Genomic DNA, 23,950 nt, shown 5'->3' with positions numbered 1-23,950 from the left:
CGCATCGTCCATCATCCCTCCACGGCAGCTCCGCCGCCCGCTGGAGGTTGGCGAGCCGAGTGGCTCGAGGCCCAAGCTCCCTGGGCCCCGGTGCCGACGTGGCGCACGCCGTGAGGAACAGCAGGAGTGCCGCACAGGCGCGCGAGCTCATGGTCACGCCCGTTCAATCAAGTGACGAAGCCGCAGGTCAAGGAGGCTCGGTCCTCGCGGGTCCCTCTGGAAGCACGTGGAAACAGGGAACCGAACCCACCAAGTCCCTCGCACGTCGAACGAAGATCCGACCTAGCGCCTGAACGGCCGGTCAGTGTCTTGATCGGGCGTGGACTACGCCGAGCTCGTCTGTCGCTCCAACTTCTCGTTCCTGCACGGGGCCTCGCACCCGGAGGAGCTCATCGTCACGGCCGCCCGGCTTGGTCAGCGCGCCCTGGCGCTGACGGACGCGGATGGTCTCTACGGGGCCGTGAAGGCCCACCTGGCCGCGAAGGAGCACGGCCTGCGCCTCATCCTGGGCGCGGAGCTGACGCTCGAGGACGGGCCTCCCGTGGTCGTCTACGCCGCGGACGCCGGGGGCTACTCCAACCTCTGCTCCCTGGTCTCCCAGAGCCGCATGACCCACCCCAAGGGTGAAGCCGGGCTGCCCTGGCGCGCCCTGGCGGAGCGCTCCAGCGGCCTCCTCGCGCTCCTCCCCGAACCCGCCCCCCTGGAGCGCATCGCCCCCCTCGCGGAGGCCTTCCCGGAGCGCTTCCACGTCGGCCTGTGCCGCACTCTGTCCGCCGGAGACTCCGCGCGCGAAGCGCAAGCCGTCGCACTGGCCCGAGAGCTGAGGACCCCCCTCGTCGTGCACAACGACGTGCACACGCACCACCGACGCCGTCAGCCGCTCCAGGACGTCCTGACCGCCGTGCGGTACGGCACCACCGTGGACCGCGTGGGCACGCGCCTGATGCCCAACGCGGAGCGCACGCTGAAGGGCCCCCAGGAGATGGCGCGCCTGTTCGCGGACCGGCCGGACGCGCTGGAGCGCACCGTGGAGCTGGCCTCGCGCTGCCGCGCCTCCCTGGACGACCTGCGCTACCGCTTCCCCGAGGAGGACCTGCCCCCGGGCCGCACCGCGGACGAGCACCTGCGCGCCCTGACCTACGAAGGGCTCACCGTCCGCTACCCAGCGGGTGTGCCCCCCGAGGTGGTCAAGCAGATCGAACACGAGCTGCGCCTCATCGCCGCGCTGGACTTCGCGGGTTACTTCCTGGCGCTCTGGGACATCGTCGGCTTCGCGCGGCGACGCGGAATCCTCTGCCAGGGCCGAGGCAGCGCGGCGAACTCGGCGGTCTGCTACGCGCTGCAGATCACCGCCATCGACCCGGTGCGCATGGGCCTGCTGTTCGAGCGCTTCCTCAGCATGGCCCGCAGGGAGCCCCCGGACATCGACGTGGACTTCGAGCACGAGCGGCGCGAGGAGGTCCTCCAGTACGTCTACGAGAAGCACGGCCGTCACCGCGCCGGCATGGTGTGCGAGGTCATCTGCTACCGGGGACGGCTGGCCCTCCGCGAGGCCGGCAAGGCCATGGGCCTGTCCCTGGACCAGGTCGACCGACTCTCCAAGGTCTCCGCCGCCCACGGCTTCGAGGTGACGCCAGAGGTCCTTCTCGAGGCCGGCCTGTCCGCGTTCGACCGCCGCGTCCAGCGCACCCTGTCCCTCGCCTCCGAGCTGGAAGGCTTCCCCCGACACCTCTCCATCCACGTCGGTGGCTTCGTGATGACCCGCGAGCCCCTGACCCAACTGGTCCCCGTGGAGAACGCGGCCATGCCCGGCCGCACCGTCATCCAGTGGGAGAAGGACGACATCAACTCCATCGGCCTGCTCAAGGTGGACCTGCTCGCCCTGGGCATGCTCACCGCGCTCTCGAAGTGTTTCACCTTGATTCGCGAGCACCACGGCCGTGAGCTGTCATTGGCCACCATCCCCGCCGAGGACCCGAAGGTCTACGACATGCTGTGCGAGGCGGACACCGTGGGCGTGTTCCAAATCGAGAGCCGCGCCCAGATGAACATGCTGCCCCGGCTCAAGCCGCGGACCTTCTACGACCTGGTCGTGGAGATCGCCCTCATCCGCCCCGGCCCCATCGTCGGGAAGATGGTCCACCCGTTCCTGCGCCGGAGGAACGGCGAGGAGACCGTCGTGTACCCGAGCGAGGCCGTGAAGGAGATCCTCGGCAAGACGCTCGGCGTGCCGCTCTTCCAGGAGCAGGCGATGAAGCTCGCCATGGTGGCCGCCGGCTTCTCCGCCGAGGAGGCGGACGGCCTTCGTCGCGTGCTGAGCCACAAGCGCGCCGAGTCGATGCTCCTCCAGTACCGGGGCCGCTTCGTGGAGGGCTGCCTGTCACGCGGCTACGCCCGCGCCCAGGCCGAGGAGTGGTTCGACAACTTCCGCGGCTTCGCCCACTACGGCTTCCCCGAGAGCCACTCCGCCAGCTTCGCGTTGATCTCCTACGCGTCCAGCTGGCTCAAGTGCCACTACCCGGCGGCCTTCACCACCGCGCTCCTGAACTCCCAACCCATGGGCTTCTACGCCCCGCACACCCTCGTCGCGGACGCACAACGCCATGGCGTGGAGGTGCGCCCCGTCGACGTGCGCGTGTCCCAATGGGACTGCACCCTGGAGGACGGGGGCAGGGCGCTGCGACTCGGGCTGCGGATGGTGCGCGGACTGGGCGAGTCCGCGGGCCGCCGCGTGGAGACGGGCCGAGGCGAGCACGGCTACACCGACGTCGGAGACCTGGCGCGGCGGGCCCGCATCCCCCGGCACGAGCTGACGCGCCTGGCCCTCGCGGGCGCGCTCGCGTCACTGAGCGGCTCACGACGACAGGCCCTCTGGGACCTCCAGGCGCTGGGGCCGCTGGACTCGGACGACCTGTTCTTCGGCATGTCGATGGACGGCACGAAGGTGGAGCTGCCTTCGATGGATGTGTACGCGCGCGTCTGCGCGGACTACGACACCGTGGGCCTGTCCCTGGAGAAGCATCCGCTGGAGCTCGTGCGCCCGCTGCTCAATCGCCAGGGCGCGGTGACGGCGGAGGGCCTGAAGACGGTGGCCTCCGGGCGCACCGTGACGGTGGGCGGGATGATGATCTGCCGCCAGCGGCCTCCCACCGCGCGCGGCATGTGCTTCCTCTCGCTGGAGGACGAGACGGGCATCGCCAACCTCGTGGTGCCTCCGGACGTCTACGAGCGCTGCCGCAAGGAGCTCCACGGCGCGCTGTTCCTGGTGGGGCAGGGCGTGCTGGAGCGCTCGGGCAAGGTGACGAACGTGAAGGTGAAGACGGTGTGGGGGCTCGAGGCCGCCGCCCGCCTGGAGCCCTCGAGCGAGCGGCGCCGCACCTCCGCCTGAGTCCCGCCAGGACGCACTGCCGGTCCGACGTCACTCCGGACACGCCACGGGTGCCTGTCTACCCGTCTGGCGACGGGCCCGCGTACCACCGCGACGCAGCCGCGTCCTCGTGGACCGCGTCCCTGGCGGAGGGACCGGGGCGCACCGTGTGGAGCCGCCTCGGCACGCCGCTGGCAATAGGGGGCGCACCCCCTCCTCGACCCGGACGGAACTGGCATGCCGAAGGACGTCTTCACCGTGTGTTTCTGTGGAACCGGCTGCGCGCGCGACGAAGGCGAGGAGACCCGGTACTGGGACTACAAGACCTCGCTGGTCCGCTTCCTGTCCAAGACCGAGCGCCAGCTCAAGAGCGACAAGAACATCTTCGACCCGCAGACGGGCTACATCCCGGTGCGCATCCACAAGGAGATCTCCGGCGGGCTGCGCAACACGAAGCGCAGCGGCTCCGTGCGAGGAGTGGGTGAGAACGACTGGTACGACCAGATGGACCGCTGCGACCCCCTGCTCAGCAACCTGGAGCTGACTCCCGGAGACCTGCGCAAATACGTGTCGGGCTACTCCGAGGGCGATCAACGCGGCATGGCGAACCAGGGCCTGGGGTGGGCCGACGCCGCGCTCGCGCTCCACGGCGCGAGCCTCGCGGCGGCCAGCGGCGCGGAGCAATACAACTTCATCGGGCACAGCCGTGGCGGCGTCGAGGCCATCATGGCCGCCTGGTTCCTCTACGCCTATGGCGGAGAGGCTCGAAAGAACATCCCCATCAACATCTTCGCCATCGACCCCGTCCCGGGCATGGGTGAGTGGTACAGCATCCAGACCCAGCTGGCCCCCCAGGTCGCCAACTACGTCGGCGTCTATGCGTGGGACCACCTGGACACGGGCTTCAGCGCGGTGATTCCCCGGCCCAACGCCCGGATGACCAAGCAGCAGGCACACCAGGACATCGAGGATGGACGGGGACTGGGGAGCACCTGGGCGACGCTCGCGAACAACCGCCAGCTCGCCGACCCCCTCGTCCGTCAGGAACTGCCCCAGCCGGAGGGGTACAAGCTCTACGCCATCCGGGGACGCCACGGCACCGTCGCGGGCATCTACACCACGGACGGGCTCTATGACGCCTCCAAGGTCAGCGACGACGTCGGCGCGGTCCCCCGGCTCGTCTACAAGATGGCCCGTGGGTACCTGACCCAGTGGGACACCGAATTCCAGACGCGAAGCCGCGTGCGCGAGGGCGTCAAGTCACTGCGCAGGCGCATCCACACGGCGCACTCCCACTTCGACACCATGGCGCTCGGTGAGGTCCGCACGTCCCGGCTGCCCTTGCGCCAGTCCGTGCGGCGCGTCTCCTCCATCCACGGCATGCGCACCTGGGACCGCTACTACCTCGAGGACGTGGTGGGCACGCCTCCCTACAACCTGACCTATCCCTGCACCATCGAACAGGCCGGGGACGGGTGGATCGACTGGACCTTCCTGTGAGCCCGCGCGGCCACCGAGACATCGCAAACCCCTCCAGGCGTGGAGCTCGACGACGATGAGCAAGATCGATGACGTGCTGTCCGTGGTGCCCGACAAGTACTTCACGCACGTGAGCCACGACTGCTACGTGCGGCTGCTGGACACGCCCCGCATCTGGGGGCTGCCGTTCGGCCCGGAGATCATGCAGGAGGCCCGACGCCGCACCAACGACTTCGAGCGCGCCCTGGTGGAGGTCCTCCAGAAGACGCGCTTCCGCTGCGACGTGGCGTCCCTCAACAGCCCGGACCCCGCCTGGGCGAAGATCATCCTGGGGGCCCTCGACACGGCGATGATGGCCAACAAGGGCAAGCCCATCCAGATCCGCTTCCTCTTCGGGCAGACGCCCATGCTCCTCAAGGACGGCACGTCGCCCAACCTCATCGACTTCCAGGGCGCGCTGATCCGGCTGGTGCGCTCTCGCAAGAAGGACTGGGGCGCGGTGCCGGAGATCTGGATGGCGAAGTTCTACCGCCTGCAGGAGGGCCTGCTGTCGGGCTTCTCCGCCTTCGTCAGCGCGTCGCTGCCGTCATGGCTGGCGCCGGACTCCGACGACGACTTCACGAAGATGACGTGGAACCACTCGAAGATCGTCGCCTCGGATGGCGCGGAGGCGCTGGTCGGCGGGCACAACCTGAACATGGACCTGTTCACCAGCTATCCCCCCGTGCACGACGTGTCCGTCGTCATGCACGGCGCGGGGGCTCTGGGCGCGCAGCGGTTCCTGAACCGGATGTGGTCCTGCAGGACGGACGTGGTGACCAAGGAGCGCCTGGACCCGGACACCCTGACGTGGGTGAACGGGGACGACGACAAGGCGGAGGTGCGAAAGCCCCTGGACCCGCTGGACCTGAAGGAGGCCCAGGACCTGCGCGCGCAGCGCTACGAGCTCTTCTCCAGGATCCACATCGGCGGTCTGCCGGTGGACAGTCCTCGCGCCCGCCGCCGGATCGGCAACGAGCCGCTGCCCACCGTCTGGGAGGAGGACACCGAAGAGGACCTCCTGCCGGATGTCATCCGCGAGGACGACCTGCAGACGCTCAGGGACCTGGAGCAGCCCGTCTTCGAGGAGGACCGGACCATCGGCTACGCGGGCATGGGGGAGTACAAGCGCGCGACGCGCGTGCTGTCCATCGGCAAGCACTGGTCCGGCTCGGACATGAAGGAAGACTACGAGAAGGCGTCCGAGCTCATGAAGGAGAACCTCATCATGGGCTGCACGGACGTGCTGCGCCTGTCGCAGATGGACCTGGTGAGCGCGTGGAAGAAGAAGTGGTCCTCGCACGTCGTCTGTCATTGGATCATGGAGTCGCTGCTCGTCAACCCGCACCTGGTGGTGCAGGTGGTGGTGTCGCCCCTGGACGCGGGCGCGGGCGCGGAAGGAGACCAGTACTCGTTCGGCTCGGGCGCGTGCCGCACGTTCGAGCTGTTCCAGTACTACATGGCGAGGACGCTGGAGGACGCGCTGCGGCCGGATGCCGAGCGGCGGCTTCGCGCCCTGGACCGCCTGCACATCGCGCCGTTCTATTACACGGACGTGCCCCGGGATAAGACGCGGGAGGGGGAGTCGTACTTCTGGCCGCAGCTGACGCCCGAGGGCTACACGGCGACCTTGAAGCAGAAGGCGCTCTCCGAGGTGCCGCCGGTCAAGGGCATCATCGGCAACGCGGTGGAGTCCGTGCAGAAGGCCAGTGGCGCGGTCTTCCCCAAGGTCCCGTCGGCGCCGGGCAACCACTCCAAGATCATGATCGCCGACGACCAGGCGTACGTGGTCGGGTCCGACAACCTGTATCCAGGCTTCCTCTCGGAGTTCAACTACCTGGTGGAGGGGCCGGTCGCGGTGGGCGACATGCTGCGCAACTACTGGGAGCCGCTCTGGTCCTTCTCGGGCAAGCATTGCGTCAATCCCCGCTGTGATGGGGGATGCAAGACCCTCAAGAATCCTCCCAAGCCCAGGTCGGGCCGTGGGGTGATGTCCGAGCTGCCCGCGAGCCGGTTGTTGATGGGCATGGGGCATGGGAGCCCGCTGCCGCGTCCCGAGCTCTTCGGTGGCCGCATGCCAGGGGGGCTCCAGTCGCCCTCGTTCTTCGCCCGGAAGGGCTCGGGTCAGGACTGGTCCGAGCCGCTCCTGAACGCCGGCAACCAGGGGAAGGTCCTGCGGGTCGACCTGCGCGCGCCGCCGGACCTGATGGAGATCCTGAAGAAGGACGAGGAGACGGCGAAGAAGGAGAAGGAGGAGCGGGATCGCCTCAAGCGCCTGCAGCCCGTGTCCTCGTCCCCGTCGACGGGGACGACGCAGCAGACCGCCTCCACGACGACGGGCGGGTCCTCGCCCTCGACGAAGGACTCGTCCTCCAGTGCCTTCGAGAACCACGACAAGATCGAGGGGGCGCACTACTACACGGACCAGCAGATCGACACGCTCCTGCGCCACTACCTGCGCGGCGTGCCGAACGTGGTCGTGCTGCGTGGCATCAACCTCTACGTGCTCAATCGCATCGCGCCGGACACGTATGACGAGGCGCTCCAGGGCATGGTCGCGGATGGCCCGCCCCGCGTCCTCGTCCAGCCCTACAACATCAATGGCAACCACTGGGGGCTCATCTACATCAAGGTGGCGCCTCCGGCGCGAGGCGTCCGGGGCCAGGCGCGTGTGCTCTTCGTCGACCCGCTGGGGCCGCAAGGTGTGCCCAACCTGGGCACGCTGCGGCGCGCGTTCCCGGACCTGCTGGTCGAGCGCTCCGGCATCCGTTACCAGGACGATGTCATGGGGAGCTACAAGGACGGCCAGCACAGCTGCGGTCCGTGGATCATCCAGATCGCGCGGCACCTCGTCGCGAACGACGGCGCTCTGCCTCCCACGGCGCGCCACCCGCGTGACGCCGCCGTCGGGTTCCGCGCGGAGCATCAGCAGGTCCTGGACAACCTCAACCGGCAGTTCATGGACGAGTTCGTCATCGTGGAGGACTACTTCGACTCGCCCAAGCCCCTGGTCAAGAGCGGGGAGCTCCCGAAGCCACAGCCTCCCGTGGACAACAGCAAGAAGGACTCGGACGACGACGACGACTTCGTCTTCGTCTGAGCCCGGGACTGCCCAGGGGGAAGCTGACGCGTCAACGCTCCAAGCTCCCGGAGCGCATGACGTGTCAGCGATGCTCCTTGTCGGGGTTCGCGCGCGGGGCTCCTTCTGGGTGGCCCCTGGTTCACGCATTGCAGTCGTCCGGGCCCATCTGGAACTGGAGGCTGCGTTGCGTTTCGTGAGTCGTGTGGTGGTCGCGGTCGGGCTGTTGGGGTGTGGTGGGTCGGAGCTGGAGATGCCCGAGGCCCTGGAGCAGGGGACGCAGGAGATCGTGGGAGGCGTCGAGGCGCGTCCCGGCTCGTGGCCCTGGATCGTCAGCCTGCAGCAGGGCGGGAACCATTTCTGTGGTGGCAGCCTGATCCGGGTGGGTAGCAAGCAGGAGACCGACATCGTCCTCACCGCCGCGCACTGTGTCGTGGATGGATACGCGGGCGTGACGGTGGTCGCGGGAGCCCACGACTTCTATCGACCCACGTCCGCGCAGGTGGCCGTCCGCGTGGCGAAAGCCGTCTATCATCCGCAGTACGACTGGGACACGACGAAGAACGACATCGCCGTCCTCAAGCTGGAGCGCCCCATCCGCATCGGGGGAACGTGTGGCGAGCCCGCCGTGCCCCAGCGTCCCAACCTCTCCGCCGTGGTGTCCCTCACCGACGCGCTGAGCGTCCAGGCCGTGTGTCTTCCGGCCGTGGGCGCGGAGCTCGCGGAGGGCACGATGTCGTCCATCGCGGGCTGGGGCCTGACGCGAGAGGGGGGCTATGACTCTTCCAGCATCCTGCTGCAGGTCGGTGTTCCCATTGTTGGTGACAGGGCCCTGGCGCAGAGCTATCGCACGCAAGGTATCGAGATCGACGGCCCCACCATGCTGGGCGCAGGCTATGCGCAGGGGGGCAAGGACGCGTGCCAGGGAGACAGCGGGGGACCGCTGGTCATGAAGTCCGGGACGAAGTACGTGCTCCACGGCATCACGAGCTTCGGCGTGGGCTGCGCGAGGGCGGGGCTCCCTGGGGTCTACACCCAGGTCTCCAGCTTCCTGCCGTGGATCCAGGCGCGCGTCGCCGAGCTCAGCAGCGTCCGGTAACCGTGGCACCTCACCGCTGACATGAGGACGGCCGGGAGACTGTCCTCCCGGCCGTCCCGTTCCCAGGTCAGCGCGCGATGGACTCGCAGGGGGTCTCGGGGATGAGGATCTTCACATACGGCGTCGTATGGCCCGTCCTGCCCTGGGGCAGGCCGCACACGCACCGCCAGGAGCCGACGCGGGTGGTGAGCGTCTCGTCGCTGAAGTAGTGGATGTTGAATTCGGAGTCGCAGACGGGCGGCGCCTCGGCATGACGGGACTCGACGTCCGCTTCCTGTTCCCCTGAAGCCTCGGGACCTCCACAGGCCGTCGTCAGGACCGCGATGGAAATCGTCAGACTCCGCGTCAGCTGTCCGAAGCGCATGGGCTCTTCCTTGCCTGTCATTCGAGTGGAGGCCCTCCCTTGCAGGAGGGTCGCTCGAAAGCCTATCACTAACTCACGGGAATCGACTGGGCGTGATGGAAGTAGTTGGTCGGGTCCCAGCGGCGCTTCACCTTGACCAGGTTGCGCGGTGCCTGACGGAAGTTCTGGAGGAAGTACAGCCACAGGGCCTGGTCCACGTTGCCCCGGGCATGGGTGCCCAGCACCTCATCCGGGTAGTTGTAGTAGCAGCCGTCCACCGTGCCCGTGGAGTCCCGCGTGGGATTGGGTGTCCCGCCGTACGCCGCGTACACGTCCTTGTAGAAGCCGTTGATCCAGCTCACGTGGGCCTCGGCCTGCTCCCGGAAGGGCGACATCAGGCCCTCGCCGGGCTTGGAGGCGTTGTTCCAGTACGTCTGGTACTGGAGCTTCATCAGTGAGCTGCGCTGGGGCACCGGCGTCGAGTCCGCCGGGTAGCGGTTGATGGCCCCGCCGTAGCTGTCCACCTGCAGCAGGCTCTGCGCCATGTCCGCCTGGGGAATCCCCGAGGGGTAGCGGTGGAGCCACTCGTAGATGGCCGTCACCTGCTCGGCCGGGAACGCCTTCTTCATGTACGCGGACTTGTACTTGCCGAACTGGTTGGGCCCGGAGCCGTTCAGCGTCTGGAGCGCCTCCAGATAGGTGATGTGCTGGGCCTCATCGCTGGCCAGCAGGTGCGTCATCATCCCCGGGTGGCCTCCCAGCGGCCTCACCAGCGGTCTGGACCGGGCGACCTTCGCGAAGCGCTTCTGGATGCGCGCCACGCTGTCCTCCGCGTGCCTGCGGTGCTGGTCATGCTTCGTCCCGGCCGGGGACGTCACCTGCAACACCATGCCCACCTGGCTCGCCGCGACGTGGTTCAACTTGAGCAACGTGAAGTTGCTGTCGGGCAGCGTCGTCACCAGGTCCGCGTACTCGGCGAGCAGGTTCGTGAAGGCCGTCAGGTCCAGGCTGGACCAGTCCCACGCCAGCGTCCACAGCGTGGCGTGGTCCGGTGCGTCCGGGAGCTGCTGGAAGTAGTACCGCGCGATGACGCCGAAGTTGCCGCCGCCCGCGCCGCGCAGCGCCCAGAACAGGTCCTTCTCGTCCGGGTCCGCGCTGGACGCGGAGACATGGCTCAGCTTCCCCCGGCCCGCGGCCGCGTCCCAGGTGACGATGTCCACCGCGCTCAGGTGGTCCACCGTCAGGCCGTGCAGCCGGGACAGCAGCCCGTAGCCCCCTCCGGTGATGTGCCCGCCCGCGCCCACCGAGTAGCAGGAGCCCGCGGGCAGCGTCTTCCCGAACGTGTTGAGCAGCGTGCGGTAGACGGTCCAGTTCTCACAGCCCGCGTCGACGAAGTACGCCTGCCTCGCGTTGTCGAAGCCGACCTGGTTCAGCGCGGACATGTCGATGACCGCGGCCGTCTCATCGTTGTAGACGAAGTTCTCGTAGCAATGGCGGCCAGAGGTGATCTTCACGTTGCGCCCATGGGTCGACAGCGCCTCGTTGACGATGGCGAGCACCTGCTCCGGGTGCGTGGGGACGTAGACAGCCTTCAGGTTCGGCGCGAACCAGCGGCGGTCGAAGCCCTGGCGGTCGCTGAGGATCAGCGGGCGCGTCGGACCTCGGCTCGCCAATGAGAGGTTTTCGACGACGGGGGCAGTGGTCATGGTCCATTCTCCGGGGTGGAGACAGCGTCAACGGCTTGCGACACGAGCCTGGTTCGAGGCGTTCCCAGCAGCTCCGGCGAGCAGACGCGCCATGTTGTCATGGAGGACCAGGCGGGCCTCCAGCTCGGTGATGAGGGACAGCGGACCCTCCTCGGCGGTGAGGACGTCCACGAAGGCACGCTGGTCCCCCTGCATGCGGAACACGGGCCAGTCCGTGCCGAAGAGGACCTTGTGGTTGATGCCGCGAGCCACCACGCGCCGCAGGGCCTCGTCCGACGAGGTCCTCAACTGGCTCTGATAGCCGCTGACATCCAGGTACACGTTGGGCCGGTACGCGCACAGCATGGCGCACTCGTCGGGGTAGCTCACCGAGCCGTGCGCGAGGATGAAGTTCACGGTGGGGAACGAGCGCGCCGCCAGGTCCAGCATCAGCGGCGTCGACGTGTCGAACGCCAGCACCGGTGACGTGGGCCCGATGTGCACCACCACCGGCACGCGGTGGTGCGCGCACAGCTCGTAGTAGGGGAACAGCTCCGGCGCGCTGGGGCTCATCCCGCACGGGGGATACACCTTGAACCCGCTGAAGCCCCACTCCACCAGCGAGCGCTCGAACAGGTCCACGCCGTCCTTCCCCCACCGGGGGTCCACGCCGCCGAACACCACCAGCTTCCCGGGGTGGCGCTTCAGCACCTCGGCGTGCGCCAGGAGGGTCTCCTCGACGGTGATCGGACAGTCCGTGAGCGCGTAGCTGTAGTCGGCCGCGAGCAGCACCGCGCGCTCGATGCCCGCGGCCTCCATCTCCGCCACCAACTGGTCGCAGAGCGGGTCCTGGAGCTTCTGGAGGTAGGCGTTCGCCAGCTTCTGGGGCGTGGCGCGCACGCCCTGCGCGGTGAGGGCCGCGACGCCGTTGGCCACGACGCCGTCGATGAAGGAGCGGGGGATGAACCGCTCCGAGGCGATGTGGCAGTGCGCGTCGATGATGCGCGGTGGAGGGCCTTGCGTCATGCCGACTCCGCCCGAGGGCCGGCCGCGCGGGCCTGTTCGACCAGGCGCCGGCTCATGTCGATGGCATCCCGCACGGTGTGGAGCCGGCCCAGGTCCACGTCCGAGGCGAGCTCGTCCAGGGCCACGCCGAAGGTCTCCTCCAGCCGGAACAGCAGGCTCGCCACGCCGAGCGAGTCGATGCCCAGGTCCTTGCGCAGGCTCAGCTCCGGTGTGATCGCCGCCTTGCGGAACCGGCGCGGCACGGCCTGGGCAATCATCGCGATGACCTTCTCCTCGAACGTCGGGTCGCCCGTCATGGTGCTCCTCGAAGTCCTGCGGGGTGCTCAGCTCGCGGCGCGGTCGAGCTGGGTCTGGAAGACGTCGCCGATGCGCTTGCGGTCCAACTTCAGATTCGGGCGCAAAAGCCCGTTCTCCCGCGTGAAGGCCTCCTGCGCGAACACCACGCGCCCCACGCGCAGCGACTGCCGCTGTCCTCCCACTTCCTCCACGTGGCGCTCGATGCGGCGCTTCGCCTCCACGTCGTCGGGGTTCTTGGGGAGCACCACCGCGACCAGGCACGTCAGGGTGCCGCCGCCGAACACCACGGACTTGGCCACCTCCGGGCAGCGGTCGATCTCCGCCTCCACCAGCTCCGGATGCACCTTCTCCCCGCCCGAGGTGATGATGATCTCCTTCTTGCGGCCCACCAGGTACAGGTAGCCCTCCGCGTCGAAGCGCCCCACGTCACCCGTGGCCACGCGATTGCCGCCGATGAAGGTCTTCTCGTTCTCGCCCTCCGCGCACTCGAAGTAGCCGGTCGCGTACATGTGCTCGCGGTGGACGATGATCTCCCCATCCGGCGCCAGCTCCACCTTGGGACCCGGGAGCAGCCGGCCCACGCTCCCCAGCCGGTGGGCCTCGGCGGTGTTGAGGGAGACCGAGCCGCACTCGGTGACGCCGTAGGTCTCGAAGACCGGCAGGCGCATCAGCTCGAGCAGCTCCAGCGTGGAGCGCTTGGTGGGGGCCATCCCCGTCACCATGAAGCGCATGCGTCCACCGAGCGTCTCGTGGACCTCGCGGAAGATCCTCCGGGCCATGGCGTCGCGCGCGGACCGGGAGGGCAGACGCCGGGCGATTGCTCCGAGGACCCGGGCCAGCAGCTGCTTCGAGCGGGGCAGGTTGCCGAAGCGGGTCTCGATCGCTTCGTAGAGCGTGGGCGGGGCCACCAGCGCGGTGGGCCGCAGCTCCTTCATCGCGCGGAACAGGTGGACGGGCTCCGTGACGATGAGGTCGAACCCGTACCAGAACGCCGCGTAGTACATCAGCCGCTGCTGGAAGTTGGAGATGGGCAGGAACAACAGCATCGAGTCATCGGAGCGGGTCCCCGCCGCGCGGACGAAGGCGTCCAGGCTCTCCTCGACCCCCCGGCGGTTGAGGACGAGCCCCTTCAGCCACCCCGAGGAGCCCGACGAGAAGACGAGCCAGGGCTGGTCGAAGCCCTCCGGGGGTGGCTCGGTGCCTCGCTCGATGGCGCGCACGCCGTCGTTGGGGCCATCGAGCGCGGCGAGGGCGGCGTTCGTGTGTCCCTCACGTTGCCTTCCTGGGACCAGGAGCAAGGAGAGCTGGTAGCGCTCGAGCAGCTCGTCGGGAGGTCTCGCGGCGAAGTCGTCGGGGAACGCGACGGTGACGGCGCGAAGCTCGAGCAGCGCCAGGTCGTGGACCAGCCACTCGTAGCAGTTCGGTGCCCGGAGGCCCACGCGCATGCCCGGGCGGATGCCCCAGCGCTCCAGCGCGGCCCTCGTCGTCACGACGTCCTCGTGCACCTGCGCGTGGCTTCGGCGGACGACCTTGCCCTTCTCGAAGGTGATGACCTCGCGCGAGGGATGCTCCAGCAGGCGGGGCAGCATCCGACGCACGTCGATGGCGTCCATCGGCGTCTCCTCGTTCCGGGCGTGGCTCATGGACCTTCCTCCTGGAGCGCCGCCCACTGTCGTTGGGCCTCCTCGGCGGGGAGCGCCTCCAGCTCCGCGAGCAGCAGGGCCACCTCGTCCTCACTCGCTGCATCCGCACGGGTCTGGACGATGACCACCGCGAGCCGCTCGACGGTGGGCGCCTCGAACACGCGTCGCAGGGGCAGCTCCGTCCCCAGCTCACCGCGGATGCGGGACACCAGTCGGGTCGCGAGCAGCGAGTGGCCTCCCAGCTCGAAGAAGTCGTCGTGGACGCCCACGCGCGCGACTCGCAGCAGCTCCGTCCAGAGCTTCGCCAGGGCTTCCTCCACGGGCGTCCTTGGCGCGACGAAGCGGTCCGCGGTCGCGGGCAGGACCTCGTCGGAGTCGGGCAGGGCGCGCCGGTTGAGTTTGCCGGTGGGCGTGAGGGGCAGGGTATCCATCCGCACGAACGCCGACGGCACCATGTGCTCGGGCAGCGAGGCCCCGAGCCATGTGCGCAGCTCGTTCGCCGCGAGGTCGCGAGCATCCACCGTCTGGAAGAAGGCCACCAGCCTGGGGCGTCCTTCTCCGTCGGGCCGGGTCGTCACCGCGGCCTCCTTCACCGCCGGGTGTTGCCGCAGCCGTGCCTCGACCTCGCCGGGCTCGACCCGATAGCCGCGAATCTTCACCTGCTCGTCCACGCGCCCCAGGAACTGGACGGTGCCGTCGCGCAGATAGCGCGCTCGGTCGCCTGTACGGTACAGGCGCTCGCCGGGCCAGGATGGGTCGGGCGGGCCGGGGATGAACTTCTCCGCCGTCGCGTCGGGACGGCCCAGGTAGCCGCGCGCGAGCATCATCCCGCCGAGATGGAGCTCACCTGGGACTCCCACGGGGACCTGTTGTCCCCAGCGATCCAGGACGTGGAGCGTGGCGTTGGGGATGGGGCGACCGATGGCGGGGAGCGCGGGCCACGACGCGGGAGGACCTTCCAGCGTCAGCTCGCTCACCACGTGGGTCTCCGATGGACCGTATTGGTTGTGCAGCGTGGCCTGGAGGCGCGAGAACAGGTGGGCGATGGACGGAGTGATCTGGAGCTGCTCGCCCGCGGTGATGACCTCGCGCAGGCTGGCGGGGGTGCCACCCAGCTCCCGGGCCCGGTCCGCGAGCTGCTGGAGCGCGACGTAGGGGAGGAAGACGCGGTGGATGTCCTCGGTCGCGAGCAGGCGCCACAGCACCTCCGGGTCCCTGCGCTGCTCCTCCGTGACGAGGACCAGCGTGCCGCCCGCGCACCACGTGGAGAACAGCTCCTGGAAGGACACGTCGAAGCTCAAGGACGCGAACTGCAATGTCCTCGCGCCAAGGGGGAGCTGGGAGCGGGCCATCTGCCAGTGGAGCAGATTGACCAGCGGACGGTGCGGCATCGCCACGCCCTTGGGGGTGCCCGTGGAGCCGGAGGTGAAGATGACGTACGCCAGCGAGTCCGGTGACGGTGGTGCCCGTGGCGCGATGGGGCGGAGCGGGGCGGTGTCCTCTTCGTCGCAGTCGATGAGCCGGGCGAGGTCGACGGGGAGCCGCTCGCGTGTGCCCCGGTGGGTGAGCACCACGGGCACCTTCGCGTCGGTGAGCATGAAGGCGAGTCGCTCCTTCGGGAACCCGGGGTCCAGGGGCAGGTACGCGGCCCCGGAGCGCAGGACGGCGAGCACCGCCACCACCATCTCCAGCGAGCGCTCCAGGCAGATTCCGACGACGACCCCAGGCCCGGCGCCGAGTCCACGCAGGCGTGTGGCCAGGGCCTCCGAGCGTTCATCGAGCTCGCGGTAGGTCAGGGCGCGGGGGCCGAGGAGGACGGCTCGCAGGTCCGGGGTGCGCTCGGCCTGCCGCGCGAACAGCTCGTGCACGCACAGGTCCGGCGCGGGCGTACGGGGCGGATTCCAGCGCGCCAGCGCGGCCTGTTCCGCCGGGTCCAGCATGGAGAGCCGCGCGACGGGGAGGTCCGGTGTGGCGAGCGCGGAGGCGAGGAGGTTGCGCAGGTGGGACGCCATCCCGGCGATGGTCTCCGGGTCGAACAGGTCCGAGTTGTACTCGAGGCTCGCCTGGAGGGACTCCGAGGTCTCCGCGACGAACAGGATGAGGTCGAACTTGGCGGTGCCCGTGCCCATCGCGGGGGCACCGGAGGCCAGTCTCGCGCCCTCCGCGGACAAGGGTCGCCCCGTGTTCTGCAGGGCGAGCATCACCTGGAACAGCGGGTTGTACGCGAGGTTGCGTCCGGGGTTCAGCTCCTCGACCAGCTTCTCGAAGGGCAGGTGCTGGTGCGCGTAGGCGCCGAGCGACACCTCGCGGACGCGTGCGAGCAGTTGCCGGAAGCTCTCCTCGCCGGTGACGCGGGTGCGCATGGGGAGCGTGTTGGCGAAGAAGCCGATCATCCCCTCCAGCTCGGGACGCACCCGGTTCGCGATGGGGGAGCCGACCACCAGGTCGTCCTGCCCCGAGTAGCGGTGGAGCAGCAGGTTGAACGCCGCGAGCAGCCCCATGAACAACGTGCAGCCCTCGGCCTGGCAGAAGCGCAGCAAGGCCGTGGAGGGCAGGGTGAAGGGATGGAGGCCGCCTCGGAAGACCTGGACCGGAGGACGCGCCCTGTCCGTGGGCAGCGACACCACGGGCGGCGCGCCGCGCAGGTGCTCCTTCCAATAGGCGAGCTGACGTTCGAGCACGGAGCCCGTCAGCCACTGTCGCTGCCAGGCCGCGAAGTCCGCGTACTGGAGCTCCAGCGGAGGCAGCGATGCGGGTGTGCCCGTCCGGCCCGCTTCGTAGAGGACGCTCAGCTCACGGAAGAGCACGTCGGCCGACCAGGCATCGGCCACGATGTGGTGCACGGTGAGGAGCAGGACGTAGTCGTTGTCCGCGAGGTGCAGGAGCCGGGCGCGCAGCAGCGGGCCGCGTGAGAGGTCGAAGGGATGCTGCGCTTCGAGGGCGGCGAGTCGTTGGGCCTCGTGTTCTCGCGTGGCCTCGGGCCAGGAGCGCAGGTCGACGACTGGCAGGGCGACACTGCCTGGGGGCGCGATGACCTGGACCGGTTGTTGGTCCATCACGGTGAACGTGGTGCGGAGCGACTCGTGCCGGAGCACGAGGGCGTTCAGGCTCCCCTGGAGCGCGGCCACGTCGAGGGGCGCCCGAATCCGGAAGGAGGTGGGGATGTTGTAGAAGGCGCTGTTGGGTTCGAACTGGTCGAGGAACCAGAGGCGCTGCTGCGCGAAGGAGAGCGGGAGCGGGCGGTCCCTGGGCGCGGGGCGGATGGGGGGAGGACGGCCGGAGTCGTGGCCGAGTCGCTCGATGGTTCGCGCGAGCTGCGCGATGGTGGGCGCCTCGAAGAGCTGACGCAGGGGCAGGTCCACGCCGAACGCATCGCATGCGCGCGCCACGACCTGGGTCGCGAGCAGGGAGTGTCCACCCAGGCGGAAGAAGTCATCGTGGATGCCCACGCGCTCCAGGCTGAAGGCCTGGGCCCAGATGCGGGCGAGGGTTTCCTCCACGGGGTCACGCGGTGCCGAGTAGGGCGCTGCCGAGGCACCGGCGGTGTCTCGACGTTCGAGCTCGGTCAGCAGGGCTCGGCGTGCGTGCTCCTCTGTAGGGGCACGTGGAAGTGCGTCCAGGAAGAGGAAGGAGTCGGGCAGGGCGGAGTCGGGGAGTCGGTCCTCGAGGTGTTGTCGAAGGGCTTTGCGTTCCGAGGACGGGGCGACCACGGCGGCCACCAACTGCGAGCCCGGCCTGAGGACGACCGTGGCTTCCGTCACCTGGGGATGCGCACGCAGGGCCTGTTCGACTTCGCCCAGTTCGAGGCGTGTTCCGCGATGCAGGTGTCGCCCATCGCGTCGACCCACCCACTCGAGCCCTCCGTCGGGCAAGCGACGCGCGAGGTCTCCCGTTCGCACCAGGTTGTCGCGGGGGAAGGTGCGCTCGGGTGAGGAGAGATATCCGGAGGCGAGCTGCTCACCCGAGATGTACAGGTCCCCGACGAAGCCCGATGGAACGGGGGACAGGGCTTCGTCGAGCAGGTGCAGGGTGGTGCCCGCCACGGGTGTACCGATTCGGGTGACGGGGCGCTCGGAAGGAGAGGGCGCCGCCACGGGACGGAGCGCGGCGATTCCGCCGACTTCTGTCCAGCCGTACACGTGGAGGACGCGACTGAGGACATCAGGAGGAAGCGAGCTCGTCAGCAGGGCCTCCTCGTCGGGGCCGCCGGTCCACAACACGAGTCGGAGGGAGCGGAGGGACCAGGGGAACTCACGGCCCAGCTTCACGAGCATGGGCGTGGTCAACGCGATGACGGAGACCGAGTGCTCGCGCAGATGCATGGCCAGCTTGCGCGGAGTCAGGCTTCGCCCACCTGACAGAGGCGCGAGCCGGGCACCGGCGGCGAGCGCGCCCAACAGCAAGAAGGGCGCGGCTTCGTCCCACGCCCCTTCAGGGAAGGAGAGGCAATCGTCGGGGCTCAGCCTCAGGTCAGGCAGTCGACATGCCGCCGCGAGGGCCGCGTGGCTCATCACCACGCCCAGCGGCCGGCCCTCGGGACCTGGACGAGGCAGGGCGCAGGCAAGCCCATCGAGTGTTGCCGCCGGTGGGGCCGCGGGGCCTGGACGTGGCAGGGAGCGAGCGAACCCGTCGCGAATCGTAGGGATGGGCTCGTCTTCTTTCGCTGGTGCGAATCCAGCGGAGCGCGTCCCAGCCGCGAGAGGTGCCATGTCACCGGTGGGGGGCGCATCAGCGCTCAGGCAATGCTCCAGGAGGATGTGCCGTCCAGGGAGCCCCTGCAGCCGTGCGGCCTGATGTTGCTGGCAGAGGATGTGCGACGGGCGCAGCGCCTCCACGGTGGCGGCCAGTCGAGACGGGGGCTCGCTCGTGTCGAGCGGGATGAACGCTCCTCCTGCGCACAGCACACCGAGCTGGGCCACCACCAGCTCCGGCGATGGCTCCACGAAGAGCCCCACCAACATTCCCGGCGAGACTCCCTGCGTCCGCAGCGCTCGGGCCACCAGGTCCGCGCGGTGGACCAGCTCGCCGTAGCTCAGCGCGTCCTCACCGGTCTGGACCGCGACGGCCTCCGGGTGGCGCATCGCTCTCGCGGACACCTTCTCGTGCACACGTTCGACGCTCGACCGGACCGGCACCTCCGGCAACGGCTGTGCCGCCTCGACTCGTCGCCGCGCCTCGGCGTCCAGCAGCGGCAACGACGCTGTCGTCCTGTCCGGTTCCTCGGCGATGCCCCACAGCAGCGCGTGCAAGCTGTTCGCGAGCCGGGCGATCATCTCGCCCTCGAACAGGTCCAGATTGTACTCGAAGAACGCGTGAGCCCCGGCCTCCGCCTCCGTCACGCAGAGGGTCAGGTCGAACTTGGCCGTGCCGCTCGAATACAGCGGAGGCGTGTCGGACGACGGTGCACGGCTCGCATCACGAGGCCCCGTGTTCTGCAGGACGAACATCACCTGGAACAACGGGTTGTGACCCAGGTTGCGCTCGGGTCGGAGCTCCTCGACGAGCTTCTCGAAGGGCAGGTCCTGATGCGCGAACGCCCCCAGCGTCATCTCCCGGACCCGCCCCAGGAGCTGCCGGAAGCTCGGCGTCCCCGAGAGGTCGGCGCGCAGCACCAGCGTGTTGGCGAAGAAGCCGACCAGTCCCTCCAGCTCCGGACGCATCCGGTTCGCGATGGGCGTGCCGATGCACACGTCCGTCTCACCACTGAGCCGATGGAGGAGGGTGGCGAAGGCGGACAGCAGCAACATGAAGCTCGTCGCCCCCTCCCTCCGACCCAACACCCCCAACCGCTCCATCAGCGCGGGCTCGAGCGAGAAGACGTGATGACCACCCCGCTGACCCACCACCCGGGGACGCGGCCCATGGGTGGGCAGCGCCAACAGACTGGGCACCGACGCGAGCTGCTTCCGCCAGTACGCCAGGTGCCCCTCCAGCACCTCTCCGCGCAGCGTCTTCCGCTGCCACGCCGCGAAGTCCACGTACTGGAGCGGAAGCGCCGGGAGCGGCGAGGGACGTCCCGCCGAGAAGGCCTCGTACAGCCGCGCCAGCTCGTCGAACAACACCCGCATCGACCAGCCATCCGCGATGATGTGATGCAGCACCAGCACGAGCAGGTGCTCGGTGTCGCTCGACGAGTAGAGCGTCATCCGGAGCAGCGGCCCGCGCTCCAGATCGAACGGTCGCCGACACTCCTCCATGGCCAGTCGCTGCGCCTCCACCGCGCGCGTGGCCTCGTCCTCGCCAGAAGGGCGCACCGCGGACAGCTTCAGCTCCAGCGCAGGCAGGACCCGCTGCACCGGCTCGCCGCGCACCAGGGCGAAGAGGGTGCGCAGGGATTCATGGCGCTGCACGAGCGCATCGAGACAGCGTTGCAACACCGCCAGGTCGATGGGCCCCGTCAGCCGGGTCACCGCCGGAAGATTGTACGTCGGGTTCCCAGGCTGGAAACGGTCCAGGAACCACAGCCGCGCCTGTGCATAGGAGAGCGGAGGCTCGGGCCGGGAGCCCTTGTCCCGCAGGGTCCGCGCCAACAGGGCTCTGCGCTCATCCGGCGAGAGCTGGGCGAGGGCGGGAGCGCTCATTTCGCCAGCTCCCCGCGCGCGGCCAGCTCCTCCAACATCGCCGACACCTCCGCGTCCGAGAGGTGGGCGACGTCCGCCAGCTCCGTGTCCCGCTCCAGCTTGGGAATGGCCGAGGCCACCGGCGTCGCCCCCTGTTCCGCCACCACCTTCGCGAGCGCCTCCACGGTGGGCGTCTCGAAGAGCCGGCGCAGCGGCACCTCCACGCCGTAGGCGTCATGGATGCGCGACACCACGCGCGTCGCCAGGAGGGAGTGTCCCCCCAGCTCGAAGAAGTTGTCGTGGACCCCGACGCGCGCGCGGCCGAGCAGCTCGGCGAACATGTGCGCCAGCTTCTCCTCCACCGCGCCACGCGGCGCCACATAGGCCGTCCTCGTCGCCGTATCGAGCTCTCCAGGGAGCGGCAGCGCGCGTCGGTCCAGCTTGCCGTTGGGCAGCAGCGGCAAGGCCTCCAGCGCCACGAAGGCGGTGGGCACCATGTGCTCGGGCAAGGTGCGAGACAGGTGGCGTCGCAGCGCGCCTGGCAGGTCCTCCCTGGGGCCGCCCACCACATAGGCCACCAGCCGTTTGTCGCCCGGCGTCACCTCGCGAGCCATCACCACCGCATGGCGTACGCACGGATGCGAGCGCAGCGCCGCCTCCACCTCGCCCAGCTCGATGCGGAACCCTCGAATCTTCTCCTGGTCATCCAGTCGCCCGAGGAAGTCGATGTTCCCATCCGCCCGGAAGCGCGCGCGGTCACCGGTGCGATACAGCCGCTGTCCGGGATCGGTGCTGAACGGGTCCGGGATGAAGCGCTCCGCGGTCAGCTCGGGGCGCCCGAGGTAGCCGCGTCCCACGCCGATGCCGCCGATGAACAGCTCCCCCGGGAGACCGACAGGAACAGGCTCCAGCGTCGCGTCCAGGATGAACAACCGGGTGTTGTGGATGGGCTTGCCGATGGGCACCCGACCACCACTGCCAGTCGCAGGACATGTCCACGCGGACACCTCCACCGCTGCTTCGGTGGGGCCGTAGAGGTTGTGCAGCTCCGCCCGGAAGCGTGCGTGGAAGCGCGCCTCCAGGTCGGGCGTGACGGCCTCTCCGCTGATGATGACCTGCCGCAGGGCTTCGCAGCGCTCGACTCCCCGGTGCTCCAGCAGCACTCGCAGCATCGACGGGACGAAGTGCGCGGCGGTCACCCGTTCAGCGGCCATCAGGTCGATGAGGTAACCCGGGTCGCGGTGTCCTCCGGGCTTCGCGATGACCACGGTGGCGCCCGTCATCAGCGGCCAGAACAGCTCGGTGATCGACACGTCGAAGCTGGTCGGCGTCTTGTGGAGCATCCTGTCGCGCCCATCCAACCGGTACGTCTGGCGCATCCAGGCCAGGCGGTTGGCGATGCCCGCATGGGAGTTCATCGCGCCCTTGGGGCGCCCGGTGGAGCCGGAGGTGTAGATGACATACGCGAGCTGCGCGGGGTGCACGGGCAGCGCCGGGTCGCTGTCCTGTTCGCGAGCCACCTCCGCCCACTCCGTGTCCAGGCGGAGCACGCGGGCACGCGTCCCGGGCAGCGTCGACGCGAGGCTCGCCTGGGTGATGAGCACCGCGGGCGCGGAGTCCTCCAGCATGAAGGCCAGTCGTTCCGAGGGATACTCCGGGTCCAGCGGCACATACGCGCCACCTGCCTGCAGGATGCCCAGCAGCGCGACGAGCAGCTCCGGCGAACGCTCCATGCACACGCCCACCCGGACCTCCGGCCCCACGCCGTGACGCCCGAGGAAGCGCGCGAGCTGGTTCGCGCGGGACACGAGCTCCCGGTACGTCACCCGCTCCAGCCCGGCCATGAGCGCCACCGCCTCCGGTGTCCGCGCGGCCTGCGCCACGATGACGCGGTGGAGGAATCCCGGCTCCTCCCGGGACACGGTGGTGTCGTTCCACTCCACCAACAGCCGCCGCCGCTCCTCGTCGCCCAGGAGGGGAAGCCTCGAGATGGGTTGCGCCGGCGCAAGGACGATGGCGTGGAGCAGGGCGAGGAAGTGCGAGCCCATCCGCGTCACCGTCTCCGGCTCGAACAGCTCCGTGTCGTACTCGAACAGCGCGAATGCTCCACCGCGCGGCGCCTCCGCCACCGACAGCGTCAGGTCGAACTTGGAGGTCGTGGTCGGTACCCGAGGTGCTTCCGGTCCACCGGGAGATGCGCTGCCCTGGGGACGCTCCGCGCTCTGGAACGAGAACATCACCTGGAACAGCGGGTTGCTGCCCAGGTTGCGCTCGGGTTGCAGCTCCTCGACCAGCTTCTCGAAGGGAATGTCCTGGTGGGCGTAGGCGCCCAGCGTCACCTCGCGGACGCGCGCCAGGACGTCCTGGAAGCCGAGCGCGCCCGAGAGCTGGGTCCGCAGCACCAGCGTGTTGACGAAGAAGCCGATCAACCCCTCCAGCTCGGGTCGTCCCCGATTGGCGATGGGTGTGCCGACGACCAGGTCCTCCTGTCCGGTGGCGCGGTACAGGAGGACATCGAAGGCCGCGAGCATCACCATGAACGGCGTGGCCCCGACGCGCTGCCCCAGGGCCCGGAGCCTCTCATGCAGGTCGGCGTCCAGCGTCACCAGGTGCCCCGCGCCGCGGTGGGCCTGCATCAACGGACGCACCCTGTCCGTCGGAAGCTCCAGCCGAGGCGGCGCCCCCGCGAGCTGCGTCCTCCAATACTCGAGGTGCCGGGTGTAGACGTCGCCGCGGAGCAGCTCCCGCTGCCAATGGGAGTAGTCCGCATACTGGAGCCGCGGCTCCGGCAGGGGCGAGGGCCAGCCCGCGCTGAACGCGTTGTAGAGCGCCCCCAGCTCCCGCAGGAAGACGCCCATGGACCAGCCGTCCGAGACGATGTGGTGCATCGTCACGAGCAGCACGTGGTCTGCCTCCGCCAGCGTCACCAACGAGACGCGCAGCAGCGGACCCTCGGCGAGGGAGAACGGGCGCAGGGCATCGAAGGACGCCAGCCGTTGCGCCTCCGCTTCGCGCTGCGCGGCGGGCATCGAGCGCAAGTCGGTGATGTCCAGCGTCACCTGTCGCGAGGGCGCCACCACCTGCATGGGTTCACCGTCGACGGCCGTGAAGGTGGTCCGCAGCGATTCGTGCCTGCGCACCAGCTCGTCGAGGCTCTTGCGCAGGGCCTCCACGTTCAGCGCGAAGCCCAGTCGGAGGGGCGAGGGGATGTTGTAGACGGGGCTCGCGGACTCGAACTGGTGGAGGAACCACAGGCGGCGCTGGGCGTATGAGGCGGGGAAGACGAAGGCCTCGCGAAGCTCCGGGACCGCGGGTGATGAGGCCATGGTGGGC

The 23,950-nt window shown here is 69.3% G+C and carries 11 protein-coding genes; 4 read left to right on the top strand and 7 right to left on the bottom strand.

Annotation, left to right across the window (positions count from 1 at the left end):
* Positions 1 to 319 precede the first annotated feature (319 nt).
* The 4 genes from VZQ01_RS42140 (at position 320) to VZQ01_RS42125 (ending at position 9,063) form a co-directional block, all read left to right on the top strand.
* Positions 320 to 3,388, top strand: coding sequence for an error-prone DNA polymerase (locus VZQ01_RS42140; RefSeq protein WP_426746477.1), 3,069 nt, complete (start codon positions 320 to 322; stop codon positions 3,386 to 3,388).
* A 216-nt stretch (positions 3,389 to 3,604) separates the two neighbouring features.
* Positions 3,605 to 4,867: a Tat pathway signal protein gene (locus VZQ01_RS42135; protein ID WP_223783202.1), complete on the top strand. Its 1,263-nt coding sequence runs from the start codon at positions 3,605 to 3,607 to the stop codon at positions 4,865 to 4,867.
* Between the two features lie 55 nt (positions 4,868 to 4,922).
* Positions 4,923 to 7,985 carry a phospholipase D-like domain-containing protein gene (locus tag VZQ01_RS42130; protein ID WP_426746476.1) on the top strand — a complete coding sequence of 1,021 codons (3,063 nt, stop codon included), beginning with the start codon at positions 4,923 to 4,925 and terminating at the stop codon, positions 7,983 to 7,985.
* 175 nt (positions 7,986 to 8,160) lie between these two features.
* The gene (locus VZQ01_RS42125) at positions 8,161 to 9,063 is read left to right on the top strand and encodes a serine protease (RefSeq protein WP_426746475.1); all 903 of its coding nucleotides are present in this window, start codon (positions 8,161 to 8,163) and stop codon (positions 9,061 to 9,063) included.
* Positions 9,064 to 9,130: 67 nt separating this feature from the next.
* Here the strand turns inward: VZQ01_RS42125 and VZQ01_RS42120 are convergent, their stop codons facing one another.
* Genes VZQ01_RS42120 through VZQ01_RS42090 form a run of 7 tightly spaced genes read right to left on the bottom strand, consistent with a single transcriptional unit; the run spans position 9,131 to position 23,943 of the window.
* Positions 9,131 to 9,448 (bottom strand): hypothetical protein, encoded by a 318-nt coding sequence (locus tag VZQ01_RS42120; protein ID WP_426746474.1) that lies wholly within the window; start codon positions 9,446 to 9,448, stop codon positions 9,131 to 9,133.
* A gap of 47 nt (positions 9,449 to 9,495) precedes the next feature.
* Complete coding sequence (locus VZQ01_RS42115; protein ID WP_426746473.1) at positions 9,496 to 11,112, bottom strand: FAD-binding oxidoreductase; 1,617 nt, start codon at positions 11,110 to 11,112, stop codon at positions 9,496 to 9,498.
* A gap of 27 nt (positions 11,113 to 11,139) precedes the next feature.
* Entirely contained in the window at positions 11,140 to 12,117 is a 978-nt protein-coding gene (locus VZQ01_RS42110) for an amidohydrolase family protein (RefSeq protein ID WP_426746472.1), read from the bottom strand.
* Positions 12,114 to 12,413, bottom strand: coding sequence for an acyl carrier protein (locus tag VZQ01_RS42105; protein ID WP_046713658.1), 300 nt, complete (start codon positions 12,411 to 12,413; stop codon positions 12,114 to 12,116). Before VZQ01_RS42105 ends, VZQ01_RS42110 begins: the two co-directional genes overlap by 4 nt.
* Positions 12,414 to 12,440: 27 nt before the next feature.
* Positions 12,441 to 14,057, bottom strand: coding sequence for an AMP-binding protein (locus tag VZQ01_RS42100; RefSeq protein ID WP_426746471.1), 1,617 nt, complete (start codon positions 14,055 to 14,057; stop codon positions 12,441 to 12,443).
* On the bottom strand, positions 14,054 to 20,638 hold the full coding sequence (locus VZQ01_RS42095) for a non-ribosomal peptide synthetase (RefSeq protein WP_426746470.1): 6,585 nt from the start codon (positions 20,636 to 20,638) through the stop codon (positions 14,054 to 14,056). The genes VZQ01_RS42100 and VZQ01_RS42095 overlap by 4 nt, the downstream gene beginning before the upstream one ends.
* Complete coding sequence (locus VZQ01_RS42090) at positions 20,635 to 23,943, bottom strand: non-ribosomal peptide synthetase (RefSeq protein WP_426746469.1); 3,309 nt, start codon at positions 23,941 to 23,943, stop codon at positions 20,635 to 20,637. Before VZQ01_RS42090 ends, VZQ01_RS42095 begins: the two co-directional genes overlap by 4 nt.
* Positions 23,944 to 23,950 lie beyond the last annotated feature (7 nt).

It is taken from the genome of Myxococcus faecalis, assembly GCF_050039385.1.
GTDB classification, from domain to species: domain Bacteria; phylum Myxococcota; class Myxococcia; order Myxococcales; family Myxococcaceae; genus Myxococcus; species Myxococcus fulvus.
Note: the sequence above shows the minus strand (reverse complement) of the source record. Positions and strands in the feature narration are given on the sequence as shown.

What these genes read in the sequence shown, in the direction of transcription:
- VZQ01_RS42135 (WP_223783202.1), top strand. Translation starts at nt 3,605, where the DNA reads ATGCCGAAGGACGTCTTCACCGTGTGTTTCTGTGGAACCGGCTGCGCG.
- VZQ01_RS42130 (WP_426746476.1), top strand. Translation starts at nt 4,923, where the DNA reads ATGAGCAAGATCGATGACGTGCTGTCCGTGGTGCCCGACAAGTACTTC.
- VZQ01_RS42120 (WP_426746474.1), bottom strand. Translation starts at nt 9,448, where the DNA reads ATGACAGGCAAGGAAGAGCCCATGCGCTTCGGACAGCTGACGCGGAGT.
- VZQ01_RS42115 (WP_426746473.1), bottom strand. Translation starts at nt 11,112, where the DNA reads ATGACCACTGCCCCCGTCGTCGAAAACCTCTCATTGGCGAGCCGAGGT.
- VZQ01_RS42110 (WP_426746472.1), bottom strand. Translation starts at nt 12,117, where the DNA reads ATGACGCAAGGCCCTCCACCGCGCATCATCGACGCGCACTGCCACATC.
- VZQ01_RS42105 (WP_046713658.1), bottom strand. Translation starts at nt 12,413, where the DNA reads ATGACGGGCGACCCGACGTTCGAGGAGAAGGTCATCGCGATGATTGCC.
- VZQ01_RS42100 (WP_426746471.1), bottom strand. Translation starts at nt 14,057, where the DNA reads ATGAGCCACGCCCGGAACGAGGAGACGCCGATGGACGCCATCGACGTG.
- VZQ01_RS42095 (WP_426746470.1), bottom strand. Translation starts at nt 20,638, where the DNA reads ATGAGCGCTCCCGCCCTCGCCCAGCTCTCGCCGGATGAGCGCAGAGCC.
- VZQ01_RS42090 (WP_426746469.1), bottom strand. Translation starts at nt 23,943, where the DNA reads ATGGCCTCATCACCCGCGGTCCCGGAGCTTCGCGAGGCCTTCGTCTTC.